Raw genomic sequence first — 13557 nt, 5'->3', positions numbered from 1 at the left:
TATTGCCTAGACATCTGGTCATCGGAAACGGAAAATTTCTTATTAATCTCGATCAGCATTCCTATATGCGAGATCTGTACTATCCTTTCGTAGGCCAGCTTAATCATATTGGCGGTTATCAATGCCGTGTCGGTATTTGGGTGGATGGTGACTTTGCCTGGCTGAATTCCCCCGAGTGGCAGTTCCAGCTTGGTTATGTGGAAGATTCTCTTGTTACTGAAGTAAGAGCTACGCATCCTGGTCTTGGCATCACTTTACTCATGAATGACGGCGTTCATCAGCGAGAGGATATTTATATTAAACGGATCCAAATTACGAATCACAAACATACCGTTCGCGAAGTGAGAATGTTCTTCAATCAGGACTTGCTCATTAATGAAACCGAGGTCGGCGATACCGCTGCCTTCTATCCTTTGACGAATACGGTATTCCACTATAAAAAAGACAGATATTTCATGTTCAATGGCAGTACCGGAACTGAAGGCATTTATCAATACTCTACTGGTGTCAAAAGATTTTATAACGCCGAAGGCACGTGGCGCGATGCGGAAGACGGGCATCTCATGGGCAACGCCATTGCGCAAGGGTCCGTCGATAGTACGATCTCCTTTCGAATGTTTGTGCCGCCAAATGCCGACCAAACACTCTACTACTGGATGGGTGCAGGCAAAACGCTTGAGGAAGTCAAGAAACTTGATGCCTACGTCAAAGACAGCCACCCCGGCAAGCTGCTTGATCGCGTAACGGTTTACTGGCAGCGGTGGGCGAATAAGATCGATAGGGATTACGGAGATTTGAATCCCGATGTGCAGCGCCTTTTCAAACAAAGCTTGCTCCTTGTCAGGACGCAAACCGATGTGAACGGCGCGATTATCGCCGCGAACGATTCGGACATCATGCAGAGCAACCGCGATCATTACAGCTACATGTGGCCTCGGGACGGCGCCCTGATCGCTTACTCCATGTCCATGGCCGGCTACCAAGGGATGATTATTCCTTTCTTCAACTTCTGTGCGAATGTGCTGTCTCCTGAAGGTTACCTGCATCATAAATATAATCCGGACGGCACCGTAGGCTCCAGTTGGCACCCTTATATTCATTCCGGACGTGTCCAGCTCCCTATTCAAGAAGATGAAACAGCCCTTGTACTCTTCGCTCTCTGGGCTGATTTCCAGAAAAATGGAAGCCTTGAATTCGCACAGTCTCTCTATCGTAATTTAATTCGCAGAGCGGCCAGATTCATGTCCACTTACATCGATCAGGAATTGAACCTGCCGAAGCCGAGCTACGATCTATGGGAAGAACGTTACGGGATCTATACCTTTACCGCCTCAGCGGTGTATGGCGGACTTATCGCAGCTTCCAACTTCAGCAACCTCTTCGGGGATGAAGAGCGCAGCAATCGCTATAAGCATACGGCGGAGAAAATTAAAGCCGGTATTCTCAAGCATCTATGGGATGAAAATGAAGGCCGATTCGTTCGCGGTTTGTATATGGAGGACGGCGAATGGGTCAAAGATATGACGCTCGAAAGCTCGGTTTACGGAATATTTGAATTCGGCGTCCTGCCTGCCGATGATGAGCGTGTTGTCGGAACCATGAAAGCGAATAAAGAAGGTCTCAGAATTAAAACAAATGTCGGTGGCATTGCCCGCTATCATCATGATTATTACTTCCAACGTTCCACCGATATCGAGAATGTACCCGGAAATCCTTGGATCATCTGTACGCTCTGGATCGCTGAGTGGGAAATCGAATACGCCAAAACACTCGCTGATCTCGAAGCCCCTCGCCAGACATTAGAATGGGTCGTCAAACACGCTATGGAAAGCGGCGTCCTGTCTGAGCAATTGGATCCTTTCTCAGGCGATCCGGTTTCCGTCGCCCCTCTTACCTGGTCGCATGCGACTTATGTGCTTGCCGTTGTGAAGTACTTGAACAAATACAAACAGCTTTCCAAACAATAATGTAACCGGAGCCGCCATGTTAACACTTTTTTTGAATAAGTGCTAACCCGGCGGTTTTTTGCTGCCCCCATTAACTTCGATTCAAACCTTTGCTTTGGACATAACGTCTTCCTTTCGTTAGCACTCTGCTGCAGGATCTCATGCAGACTTCCTGGATTGAGCAAGAGCAGCGCCTGCACCAATAAAAAAGCCGCAAGACCCTGTTAAGTAGTCTTGCGGCTTGGCTTGCAGCTTGCAGTTTGCGGCTGTACCCTCAATCAAACGAATAACTCGACGCATACATCTGCGCATCCCACAGCTGCTCCAGCTCCGATGGCTCGCTGCATGCTACTCTGAACAGCCACCCTTTATCATAAGGTGACTCAATCAGCATCATCACTGCCCGCTCCAACAGCATGTTAACAGCGATGACCTCGCCGGATAACGGCGCAAGTAAGTCATGCTCATTTTCGGCGGTCTCCAAGGAGCCGGCATAAGCACCTTGCCCAAGTACAGCTCCACGTTCCGGAAGCTCGATGAATAAAACCATCCCCCACGCAAGCAAGCCGATTTCCGTTAGGCCGACGACAGCCTCATTCCCTTCCTTGCGTATCCAATAATGATCTCTTGTATATTGCAGATGCGTTGGTACGGTCACGTTCATTCTCCTTCATGAAGAAAAGCCCCCCCGCCGCATTCGCATGCCAGCTAAGAGGAGCTTGTCTATGTAAAAAATGCTTATTTTACGACAAGGTTTTTGTCGCCTGGTTTCCAGTTCATAGGGCACAATCCGCCGGATTGAAGCGCTTGAAGCACACGAAGTGTTTCTTCTACGCTGCGGCCTACATCGTTGTGGTTAACAACTTCGTATTTCAATTCGCCTTCTGGATCGATGATGAAAAGACCACGAAGTGCGATACCTTCTTCTTCGATAAGAACGCCGTAGTCACGTGCTACGGATTTCGTGATGTCAGCAGCAAGTGGGAATTCCAATTTGCCAAGACCGTTGTCGTTAACAGGTGTATTGATCCATGCTTTGTGTGTGTGGATGCTGTCGATGGAAACGCCAAGAATTTCAGTGTCCAATTCTTTGAATTGAGCAGCAGCATAGCTAAGCGCTGTAATTTCTGTCGGACATACGAATGTGAAGTCCAATGGGTAGAAGAACAATACTAACCATTTGCCTTTGTAGTCGGACAAAGATGCTTTGCCAAACCCTGTACCGTCACCTGTAGCTGTCTCCATTGTAAAATCAGGAGCTTGTTTACCAACTAAACGCTCTGCCATGTGTATAATTCCTCCTCAAATCTATCTTCTTCGTATAAAATGGTATCATCCGAATAGATGAAAGTCAATAATTAGACCACATACAAGATAATAATTACTTTAAAATATGAAAGGTCCTTGAACACGTTTAATTCCGCTTCCTTTTCCATCCAAGTTGGCGCTGATCTGCCTTCGTTTACCTATTTCCCCCATGGCCATAATAGGTTGAAACCACCATTTTTTAAGCGCGTGGCCTAGACAGTCTCATTCTATGTTGTATTTTGTACAACACTATCACGAAATTAGACAGTAGAACGCCGCGATATTGTACTTTGTGCAACTTAGAGGCGTGAAAAACGCCTAGATTCGATCTTTTGTCCTCTAGTGATTGCACTTTGTACAATGCGGGAGAGCATAACCTAGTAAAAGCCGCATCTATCATGTACAAAATGCAACGTAGACTATGTTTGCCACTCATTTTCCCCAAGCAACACTAAAAAAAGAGCTTGCACGCTGCAGCACAAATGCCTAGCGGACAAGCTCTTATTCTTATTTACGCATAGCGTCTACAATCAGTTGGCCCATAGCCAATGTTCCGATTGCCTTGCTCTTATCGACAGCGATGTCGCCTGTGCGGTTGCCTGCATCAAGCACTTCTTTCACAGCGCGTTCGATGGAATCCGCTGCATCGTGGTAACCGAAAGTCAAGCGGAACATCAAAGCAACGGATAGAATCGTTGCGATTGGGTTAGAGATACCTTGGCCTGCAATATCAGGCGCAGAACCGTGTACCGGCTCATACAAGCCGAAGCTGCCTTCGCCAAGCGATGCGGATGCCAGCATCCCGATGGAACCTGTCAGCATTGCAGCTTCGTCGCTCAGGATGTCGCCGAACATGTTCTCTGTCACGATGACGTCGAAGGAAGACGGACGGCGCAGCAATTGCATTGCACAGTTGTCTACAAGCACGTGCTCAAGCTCAACATCCGGATAGTCAACCGCAATACGGTTAACCGTTTCGCGCCATAGGCGGGAAGTTTCCAGAACGTTTGCTTTGTCAACGGAAGCAAGCTTTTTGCGGCGTGTGCGAGCGATGTCAAACGCTTGACGGGCAATACGCTCGATTTCAGAAACGTTATACGCGCAAGTGTCTACAGCTTCTTGACCGTTTGCCGTTTCGCGACGGAATTTCTCACCGAAGTAGATACCGCCTGTCAATTCACGAACAACGATTAGATCCGTTCCTTCAAGTACTTCGGGTTTCAATGTGGAAGCTTCTTTCAAGCAGTCAAAAATGAAAGCCGGACGAATGTTAGAGAACAAACCAAGCGCCTTACGAATACCGAGAAGACCTGTTTCCGGACGCGTTTCTTTCGGGTTGTTATCCCATTTCGGTCCACCTACAGCACCTAGAAGAACAGCATCTGCGGATTGACAAACTTTCAATGTTTCTTCCGGAAGTGGTGTACCTGTTTGATCAATGGCAATTCCACCGAACAAAGCATGCTCTGTTTCAAATTGGTAACCGAATAGTTCTTCGGTACGTTTCAATACTTTTTCCGCTTCTGCAACGACTTCTGGACCAATGCCGTCTCCAGCGATTACAGCAATTTTTTTCACATCTGCCATGACTGTCATTCACTCCTTAAATTAGTAAAGCTGCTTGGTAAGCATCTCTATCGACTATATGATGCTCTCATTGTAACATAAGATAACCCTTTTCATTAGATATAAAATCTATTGCTTTAATAGGTTCCTCCTATAACCTTCTATAACAGAAATCAAGCTCCTTCTAAAAATAAGGATATTGACACCTTTCTGAGTAGTAACTATAATAGTTACAACGGTGGTGAATGGTTTTGAAGCAAATCAGTACACGTTTTTCAATCGCTGTCCATACACTTTCCCTGATTGCCGTCAGTTCGACCGAAGACTGTACAGGGGATTACATTGCGGGAAGTGTGAATACCAATCCTGTGGTCATCCGAAGAATTATGGGTTTGTTGAAAAAAGCAGGATTAGTGGAAGTACGCCCAGGAGTTGGGGGCGCTTCTCTGCTCAAAGCACCGGAGGACATTACGCTTCTGGATATTTACCGGGCTGTGCACGTCATTGAAGATAACCAATTATTCCGGTTTCATGAAGATCCCAATGAGGGGTGCCCCGTCGGGCGGAACATCGAATCCGTTCTTCAGTCGGAGTTAAGCGAGGCTCAATCCGCTATGGAACACAGGCTGGCACAGACGACTTTGAGTCAACTTACCATGAAGTTCAAATAAGTAGGAGCTCCATATAGAGAGCTTTTATTTTATATATAAGTTGTAACAGTTATTGTTATAACAAAAATGATTACAACAAAAATATTAGGAGGATTATAACATGAAAATTTTAGTCACAGGCGCAACAGGAAAATTGGGATCGAGAGTAGTAGACGTTTTGTTGAAAACAGTACCGGCAAGTCAACTGGCTGTGAGTGTCCGTAATCCGGAGAAAGCCGAAGGCTTGCGTGCTCGCGGCGTAGATGTTCGCCTAGGGGATTTTGATCGTCCAGAAACCTTGCAAACTGCTTTTGCAGGGATCGATCGCTTATTAATCATCTCCGCGGATGGAGATACGGAAACAAGAATTCGCCAGCACACCAATGCTGTAGCTGCTGCAGAGCAAGCTGGAGTTACATTTATTGCCTATACCAGCTTAGCTAATGCAAGTGGCAGCGCCAATTTCATGGCCCCGGTGCACCGGACCACAGAAGAAGCCATCGTCAAAACGGGCATTCCGTACACCTTCCTACGCAACAACTGGTACCTGGAGAATGAACTGTCGAGCATTCAAGGCGTGGTGGCTGGAGCTCCTTGGGTGACCTCATCTGGCACTGGCAAGGTCGGTTGGGCGCTGCAGCAAGAATACGCGGAGGCGGCAGCGGCTGTGTTAGTTGGGAACGGACACGAGAATAACATATATGAATTGTCAGGTCCATTGCATACGCAAGATGAACTCGCATCCGCTCTTGGCGAGGTGCTAGGCAAGGAAGTTCCTGTGCAGCAGGTCGATGATGCCACTTATGCGGATATTTTGAAAAGCGTAGGGGTACCCGACTTCGTCGTCCCTATTCTTGTAGGTATTCAACAAGGTATTCGGGAAGGCACGCTTGAGATTGAAAGCGATGATTTCGAGAAGCTGCTGGGCCGCCCGGCAACGCCAATTCGCGAAGCCTTGGCTCAGATCGTTAAGTCTAATTGATTTCGCCCTTATTGTAACAAAAGGACTATCTCAACAGTAGAAACATCTACTCTCGGGATAGTCCCTTCTTTTTATACGCTTTGAAGGTAAGATTCCATGGCTTTCGCCAGTTTTTGCATACCAAGAATCGTGTTCTCACGATCTGTGTGCGTGTAGTTCAGGCGCATCGTGTTGTACTGTGGGTTCTCCGCATAGAATGTGGATCCCGGAACAAAAGCTACGCCTTCTTTTACCGCTATTTTCAGCAGATCTTCTGCGCGAATACCTGGTGGAAGTTCCACCCAGATGAACATGCCGCCCTTCGGTTCTTCCCACTTCAGACCCGGCCAATTCAACTCTTTCAATAGACCCGACATGAATTTCATCCGATCCAAATATTGCTCACGAATCAGAGAAATGTGCGCGTCAAGATCAAAATGCTCAAGCAGATGATACAGGGTTTGCTGATCAATCGTACTGGAGTGCAAATCCGCCGACTGTTTGAAGCGAGCGATTTGACGAATGAGCGTCTCATCCCCCATCACCCAGCCTGTCCGGAAAGCAGGCGCTACCGTTTTGGAGAAAGTGCTCGTGTACACCACATTACCGCCTTCGGCTTTACCGCCAAGCGAGAAAATGGATGGATACGTTTCATTCTCATCAAATTGAATTTCACCGTAAGGATCATCTTCAAGAATCAGGACATCCGCTTCGCGGCAAATGTTCAGCAATCCTTGACGACGCTCCAAGCTCCACGCACGGCCTGCAGGATTCGAAAATGTCGGAATAACGTAAACCAGCTTCGGATTATGCTCAGCAACCTTGGCAGCCAAATCTTCAAGAATCATACCGTCGTTATCGCTATCAACGGAGTAAATCTTCGCGCCTTTGGCTTGAAAAACTTGAATCGCCGCCAAGTAAGTCGGTCTTTCAACCAAGATGATATCGCCTTCATCAATGTATACGCGCGTCAACAAATCAATCGCTTGCTGGGAACCTGTCGTTAGCAGCATCTCGTCTGGTGTGACGTGCATATTTTTGGCAGCCATACGTTTGCATAAGGATTCCCGCAGCGGCTTGTACCCTTCGGTTAATCCGTACTGCAGCGCTGATTTCCCGCCGCCAACAACTCGTTTAAACGCATCGCTTACCGCGTCCAATGGGAAAAACTCTTCAGCTGGCAATCCGCCGGCAAAAGAAATAATTGAGCTGCCTTGTGTCAGCTTCAGAATTTCTCTTACCGCCGAGGATGAGAAACCTTCTAGCGATTTGGAAAATCGATATTTCATAATGGACGCATCCTTTCGCATTTGTAGAAAGCACCCCTCCTCTAGCTTGGAGGTGAGGTGCTTATCTAGTAGTCCCGTGGACTTAGGGTTATTAAATCAACGTAACGTTGCTTCTATTGCTTGTTGGGGTTTTGCGTTTATCAATAAGTCTGTTCACAGCGTCGAGGTAAGCCTTGGCGCTTGCTTCCAGAATATCTGTCGAGATGCCGCGTCCTTGAACGGACACATCGTTCTGTTTCAGAACGACATGCACTTCCCCGAGCGCATCTTTCCCGTGAGAAACAGACTTGATGGAGTAGTCATCCAGTTCGACTTCTTCCTTCGTTGCTTTGTCGATAGCGTTGTAAATCGCATCAACAGAACCGTTACCCACAGCGCTTTCCGTCACTTCGCCGCCGTCTTGGAAACGAACGTGCACCGTCGCTGTCGGTGTCATTTGATTGCCATAGGCCACTTGAAGCGTGCCAAGCGCGAAAATTTCCGGCGTTTCGATCAGCTTCTCTTCGATCAGCGCGCGGATATCTTCGTCTTCCACCTGCTTCTTGCGGTCGGCCAAATCCTTGAACTTGCCGAAGGCCACGTTCACTTGCTCGTCTGCGAGGTCGTAGCCGAGGTCGATCAGCTTCTCACGGAACGCATGGCGCCCGGAGTGTTTGCCCATCACGAGCTTACTTTCCTTGACCCCAATGGTCTCAGGGGAAATAATCTCGTAGGTCGTTTTCTCTTTGAGCATCCCATCCTGATGGATGCCGGACTCATGCGCGAACGCGTTAGCGCCGACGATCGCTTTGTTGCCTGGCACCACCATGCCGGTCAGCTTGCTGACCAAACGGCTGGTGCGGTAGATCTCGTTCAACACAAGCGATGTTTTCGCTTGGTAGAAGTCCTGGCGTGTCTCCAGCGCCAGCACAACTTCCTCGATCGAGGTGTTCCCTGCTCGCTCGCCAATGCCGTTGATGGTGCCTTCGATTTGATCGGCACCATTCAGAACCGCCGCTAGCGCGTTAGCTGTCGCCATGCCAAGATCGTCATGGCAGTGCGCGCTCAGCTGGATTTTCTCAATACCTGGGACCGTGTCCTTCAGCATTTTGAAAATATTCCCGTAGTCGTACGGTGTCATATAACCGACTGTATCGGGAATATTCACGACCGAAGCGCCGGCGCGGATCGCCATTGCCGTTACTTCTGCGATGAAATCAAGCTCCGTACGTCCAGCATCCTCGAGTGAAAACTCGATTTTGCTGAAATACTTCTTCGCATATTTAATCGCAGCTTCCGCTGTCTCCAGCACTTGATGCTTCTCCATCTTCAGCTTATGCTTCCGATGGATCGGGGACGTCGCCAGGAACAAATGAATGCATGGGTCTTGAGCGCCCTGCAGCGCTTCACGGACAGCCTCGATGTCCGTCTCCTTCGAGCGGGACAGACCGATTACTGAGGCGTTCTTAATCGCTCTAGCTACGGCATTAACGCCTGCCAAGTCACCAGGTGATGCAGCCGGGAAGCCGGCCTCCATCCGATCGACACCCAGCTTCTCTAGTTGAAGCGCGATTTCGACCTTCTCCTGTGTGTTCAGGTTCACGCCTGGCGATTGTTCTCCGTCTCTGAGCGTTGTATCAAAGATGTAGATTTTGCGCACCATGGTCACCTCCTAAAAGATTTCTAGTAAATGAGTTAAAACCTAACTCAAACTGCTGACCGTTGCGATCTTCAGTATTTGTCTCCGATCGTTTCTTGAAAACCTGTCCCCTGATAGGAATTAAACAAAGGTCGGGACATGTTTTCAAATACGAACGCTTCGCTTCTCCGACAAACACTGAGCTCTCCACTGGGCATTTCGAAGAAGGTTTTAAAAATTTACGCCTAAATTTTTACTCGTCTACATAGTATTCACAGGGAGTGACTGGGAAATTCTCCGCAATCACTCCCTGTGGGATGAATAACTATATGATTGAATAAGGCATTACATTACTTTTTGATCCAGTGCATCATTTCGCGCAATTGAGCACCCGTAACTTCGATTGGGTGTTGAGCTTCGTTGCGGCGAGTCGCGTTCATGAACGCGAAGTTGGATTGGTTCTCCAAGATGAAGTCGCGAGCGAATTTACCTTGTTGGATGTCAGCAAGAACAGCTTTCATCTCTTTTTTCGTTTCAGCTGTGATGATGCGAGGTCCTGTTACATAGTCACCATACTCCGCTGTGTTGGAGATGGAGCTGCGCATGGAGGAGATTCCGCCTTCATACATCATGTCAACGATCAATTTCAATTCGTGCAAGCACTCGAAGTATGCCATTTCTGGCGCATAACCAGCTTCAACCAATGTTTCGAAACCTGCTTTAACCAGTTCAGATGCACCGCCGCAAAGAACAGCTTGCTCACCGAACAGATCCGTTTCTGTTTCTTCACGGAAGGAAGTTTCGATAACCCCTGCGCGAGTACAGCCAATACCTTTTGCATAAGCAAGTCCGATTGCTTTTGCGTTGCCTGTAGCGTCTTTCTCGATCGCGATCAGACCAGGAACGCCGAAGCCTTCAACATAAGTACGACGTACCATGTGACCTGGGGATTTAGGAGCAACCAAGAATACATCGGTACCTTCTGGAGCTACGATTTGGCCAAAATGGATGTTGAACCCGTGGGAGAACATCAAAGCTGCGCCTTTTTTCATGTTCGGTTGAATGGACTCACGGTATACGCGAGCTTGTGTTTCATCCGGCATCAAGATTTGAATAACATCAGCGCGTGCTGCTGCTTCTTCAACGGATACAACTTCGAAACCGTCATTTTTTGCTGCGTTCCAGGAACGGCCTTCACGAAGACCAATAATTACGTTCAAACCGCTGTCACGCAAGTTTTGCGCTTGAGCGTGCCCTTGGGAACCATAACCAACAACTGCAATCGTTTTGCCTTTAAGTACCGCTAAGTCTGCATCTTTTTCATAGTAAGTAGTAACTGCCATTTCGTATAAATCCTCCTTTGATATGATGAATCCGTATTGTCTACCCCTTGAGTGGGTGTTTCAACGATTAACTCTGAACAACTAGCCTTTTAAAGCGCTAAAGGGTCGATCGCTCAAAGCCCCACTCAAGGAGGCTTTCCCTACTTTTTCACATTGTTGACCATTATTTTATTTAACTGAACCCCGAATCATCGCCGTTGCTCCCGTACGGGAGAGCTCACGGATGCCGTATGGACGAAGCAATTCTACCATAGCATCTATTTTATCTGAATCTCCGACAACTTGCACGATAATTGAAGATGGACCAATATCGACTACCGCGGCACGGAATGTTTCGACAATTCCGAGTATTTCAGGACGCATGATAGGTTCAGCATTTACTTTAATAAGTGCTAATTCTCTAGCGACCATCGGGTTGGAGCTGAGGTCGATGACTTTAATGACATCAATCAGCTTGTACAGCTGCTTGGAAATTTGCTCCAATGTGCTGTCATCCCCCGTTGTTACAATAACCATTCGGGAAAGTCCGAGTTCTTCAGACTCCCCTACAGTAATACTTTCGATATTAAAACCTCTGCGTCCGAACAAACCGGATACTCGCTGCAGAACACCAGGCTGGTTGTTTACGAGTACGGAAACTGTATGTTTAGTTGTCGTCATCATTCCGAATCCCCCATTAACATGTCGCTAATTGTATCGCCCGCTTTAACCATTGGGAACACGTTCTCTCCTTTTGGTACGACGAAATCAATCAAGACCGGTCCAGGTGTATCAAGCGCTTCCTGCCAAGCTTTTCTGGCTTCTGCCTTCGTCGTGGCACGCAAGCCTTTCACGCCGTAAGCTTCGGCAAGCTTCACAAAGTCAGGGCTGCCGGCCAAATCAATATGACTGTAGCGGTTATCATAGATGATTTCCTGCCATTGACGAACCATGCCAAGTACTTGGTTATTCAAAATAACAATTTTCACCGGAATGTTGTGAATTGCACAGATCGCAAGCTCTTGCGCGCACATTTGAACGCCGCCGTCGCCATTGATGGATACAACCAGTTTATCCGGGTTCCCCATTTGCGCACCAATCGCGGATGGGAATCCAAAGCCCATCGTACCAAGTCCACCGGACGTTACCAGGGAGCGAGGGTTTTTGAATTTGTAGAATTGAGCAGCCCACATTTGGTGCTGGCCAACGTCAGTCGTAACAATCGCTTCGCCGTTTGTCGTTTCGCTGATCATTTCAACCACGTATTGTGGCTTCAATTCGGTTTCTGTATCGCCGTATTTGAGCGGGAACTTCTCTTTATTCGCTTGAACTTCAGCAATCCAAGCTTCGCTTTTCGCAGGCTTCGCTTTAAGATTCGCTAAAGCAAGAACAGCTTTCACATCGCCAACGCACGGGATATCCGTTTTTACGTTTTTGCCGATTTCCGCAGGATCCACATCGATATGTGCGATTGTTTTCACCTTCGGTGCAAAACCGTCCAAGTTCATTGTCACACGGTCATCGAATCTCGAACCGATGGAAATCAGGAGATCCGCATTCTGAATGGCTGTGTTCGCCGTGTACGTTCCGTGCATCCCCGGCATACCGAGCCATAGCTCGTGGGCACTTGGGAATCCGCTGAGTCCAAGCAGCGTAGTCGCTACCGGAATTTGCGTAGCATTCACGAATTCGATCAGCTCTTTGGAAGCATCTGAGTAGACAACGCCCCCACCTGCGATGATCACTGGACGTTCAGCTTCTTCGATCGCTTTGAGCAACTTGTCAACTTGCAGCTTGTTAGGCTGAACAGTCGGGTTGTAGCCGCGGATGTTTACTTCAGTTACCGGCTTAAATATCGTTTTATGAGCGGAGACATCCTTTGGTATGTCAATGAGAACCGGACCTTTACGACCTGAGTTCGCAATATGGAACGCTTCATGAATGATGCGCGGCAGATCTTCTACATCACGAACCAAGTAGCTGTGTTTCGTAATCGGCATCGTAATCCCCGTAATATCTGCCTCTTGGAAAGCATCCGTACCGATAAAGTTCGTTGCAACGTTCCCTGTAATAACAACGAGTGGAACAGAATCCATATAAGCGGTAGCTATCCCAGTGACGAGATTCGTAGCCCCCGGTCCTGATGTAGCGATACATACGCCAACCTTGCCTGTGGAACGTGCATATCCATCGGCAGCGTGAATGGCTCCTTGCTCATGTCTTGTCAGTAGGTGGTTAAAATCGGAAAAGCCATGCATCGCATCGTAGATGTACAGAACAGCGCCGCCCGGATATCCAAAGACGCAATCCACACCCTCCAGCAATAAGCTTCTTAGCAAAATCTCAGATCCTGTGATCAGGTCCGGCTTCATCAGCTTGTCAATCAGTTCTTCTTTTGACCTCTTTGGTTCAGTTTGAACATTCATTGTGATCCTCCTCTCAAAAAATAAGTCCATGTTATACTTCGAGCTTTCTTAGACAATAAGAAAAACCCCTGTTCATCCCGTACACGCATGTAACGTGTTAAACGGGACGAAAGGGGTTTAAGCTTCCGTGGTACCACCCAAATTTGCTCCATGCCTCACAGCATACAGCCTTAGCAGGTATGTTCGCTTAGAACAATACCCTCAGCACGATAACGTGTGCTTTTCCGATTCTCCCTAGTGCTTACAGACAATGCCGTAAGTCTTCAGGAAAACAGCTCCGAGGTGACTTCGTACGTAAGGGATTAAGGCGATGGTTTCAGCAAGTCCAACGCTCTCTGCGCATAAGTGCCCTTATGACTTCTTCCTCTTCATAGCCGATTTATTCGTGAACACCATCCGTTAAGATGATATTAGAGATTATTATATGCATCCCCGGAGCATTAGTCAATAGCATATCGAATAAAACAAACG

The 13557-nt window shown here is 47.7% G+C and carries 12 protein-coding genes; 3 read left to right on the top strand and 9 right to left on the bottom strand.

Annotated elements, in window-relative coordinates:
• Positions 1–2: 2 nt before the first annotated feature.
• On the top strand, positions 3–1967 hold the full coding sequence (locus AC3WTJ_RS16260) for a glycoside hydrolase family 15 protein (protein WP_492522634.1): 1965 nt from the start codon (positions 3–5) through the stop codon (positions 1965–1967).
• Between the two features lie 138 nt (positions 1968–2105).
• Here AC3WTJ_RS16260 and AC3WTJ_RS16255 read toward each other — a convergent pair whose 3' ends face one another.
• The 4 genes from AC3WTJ_RS16255 to leuB form a co-directional block, all read right to left on the bottom strand.
• Positions 2106–2246, bottom strand: a complete 141-nt coding sequence (locus AC3WTJ_RS16255; protein ID WP_492522633.1) for a hypothetical protein — start codon at positions 2244–2246, stop codon at positions 2106–2108.
• The gene (locus AC3WTJ_RS16250) at positions 2221–2604 is read right to left on the bottom strand and encodes a glycine cleavage system protein H (RefSeq protein WP_492522632.1); all 384 of its coding nucleotides are present in this window, start codon (positions 2602–2604) and stop codon (positions 2221–2223) included. Before AC3WTJ_RS16250 ends, AC3WTJ_RS16255 begins: the two co-directional genes overlap by 26 nt.
• An 80-nt stretch (positions 2605–2684) precedes the next feature.
• Positions 2685–3233, bottom strand: a complete 549-nt coding sequence (locus AC3WTJ_RS16245; protein ID WP_157318017.1) for a peroxiredoxin — start codon at positions 3231–3233, stop codon at positions 2685–2687.
• A gap of 528 nt (positions 3234–3761) precedes the next feature.
• Entirely contained in the window at positions 3762–4841 is a 1080-nt protein-coding gene (leuB, locus tag AC3WTJ_RS16240; RefSeq protein ID WP_127455529.1) for a 3-isopropylmalate dehydrogenase, read from the bottom strand.
• A gap of 230 nt (positions 4842–5071) precedes the next feature.
• On the opposite strand from leuB, the gene AC3WTJ_RS16235 reads away from it, so the two are divergent.
• Positions 5072–5491 carry an Rrf2 family transcriptional regulator gene (locus tag AC3WTJ_RS16235; protein WP_492522631.1) on the top strand — a complete coding sequence of 140 codons (420 nt, stop codon included), beginning with the start codon at positions 5072–5074 and terminating at the stop codon, positions 5489–5491.
• Positions 5492–5591: 100 nt separating this feature from the next.
• Entirely contained in the window at positions 5592–6452 is an 861-nt protein-coding gene (locus tag AC3WTJ_RS16230; protein WP_492522630.1) for an SDR family oxidoreductase, read from the top strand.
• Between the two features lie 71 nt (positions 6453–6523).
• Here AC3WTJ_RS16230 and AC3WTJ_RS16225 read toward each other — a convergent pair whose 3' ends face one another.
• The 5 genes from AC3WTJ_RS16225 to ilvB form a co-directional block, all read right to left on the bottom strand.
• The gene (locus AC3WTJ_RS16225) at positions 6524–7720 is read right to left on the bottom strand and encodes an aminotransferase-like domain-containing protein (RefSeq protein ID WP_407869371.1); all 1197 of its coding nucleotides are present in this window, start codon (positions 7718–7720) and stop codon (positions 6524–6526) included.
• Between the two features lie 91 nt (positions 7721–7811).
• Positions 7812–9359, bottom strand: a complete 1548-nt coding sequence (locus AC3WTJ_RS16220) for a 2-isopropylmalate synthase (RefSeq protein WP_181646652.1) — start codon at positions 9357–9359, stop codon at positions 7812–7814.
• 329 nt (positions 9360–9688) lie between these two features.
• Positions 9689–10681 (bottom strand): ketol-acid reductoisomerase, encoded by a 993-nt coding sequence (ilvC, locus tag AC3WTJ_RS16215; RefSeq protein WP_127455524.1) that lies wholly within the window; start codon positions 10679–10681, stop codon positions 9689–9691.
• A 168-nt stretch (positions 10682–10849) separates the two neighbouring features.
• A complete protein-coding gene (ilvN, locus tag AC3WTJ_RS16210) occupies positions 10850–11341 on the bottom strand; it encodes an acetolactate synthase small subunit (protein WP_127455556.1) in 492 nt (163 codons plus the stop codon).
• The gene (ilvB, locus tag AC3WTJ_RS16205; RefSeq protein WP_127455523.1) at positions 11341–13086 is read right to left on the bottom strand and encodes a biosynthetic-type acetolactate synthase large subunit; all 1746 of its coding nucleotides are present in this window, start codon (positions 13084–13086) and stop codon (positions 11341–11343) included. Before ilvB ends, ilvN begins: the two co-directional genes overlap by 1 nt.
• Positions 13087–13557 lie beyond the last annotated feature (471 nt).

It is taken from the genome of Paenibacillus sp. FW101-FHT12H11, assembly GCF_058790355.1.
The sequence above is the reverse complement of the archived record's forward strand: the minus strand, read 5'-3'. Positions and strand labels throughout refer to the sequence as shown.

Coding starts and splice junctions, on each gene's coding strand:
- AC3WTJ_RS16230 (WP_492522630.1), top strand. CDS start 5,592: ATGAAAATTTTAGTCACAGGCGCAACAGGAAAATTGGGATCGAGAGTA.
- ilvN (WP_127455556.1), bottom strand. CDS start 11,341: ATGACGACAACTAAACATACAGTTTCCGTACTCGTAAACAACCAGCCT.
- AC3WTJ_RS16225 (WP_407869371.1), bottom strand. CDS start 7,720: ATGAAATATCGATTTTCCAAATCGCTAGAAGGTTTCTCATCCTCGGCG.
- AC3WTJ_RS16245 (WP_157318017.1), bottom strand. CDS start 3,233: ATGGCAGAGCGTTTAGTTGGTAAACAAGCTCCTGATTTTACAATGGAG.
- ilvC (WP_127455524.1), bottom strand. CDS start 10,681: ATGGCAGTTACTACTTACTATGAAAAAGATGCAGACTTAGCGGTACTT.
- leuB (WP_127455529.1), bottom strand. CDS start 4,841: ATGGCAGATGTGAAAAAAATTGCTGTAATCGCTGGAGACGGCATTGGT.
- AC3WTJ_RS16255 (WP_492522633.1), bottom strand. CDS start 2,246: ATGCGTCGAGTTATTCGTTTGATTGAGGGTACAGCCGCAAACTGCAAG.
- ilvB (WP_127455523.1), bottom strand. CDS start 13,086: ATGAATGTTCAAACTGAACCAAAGAGGTCAAAAGAAGAACTGATTGAC.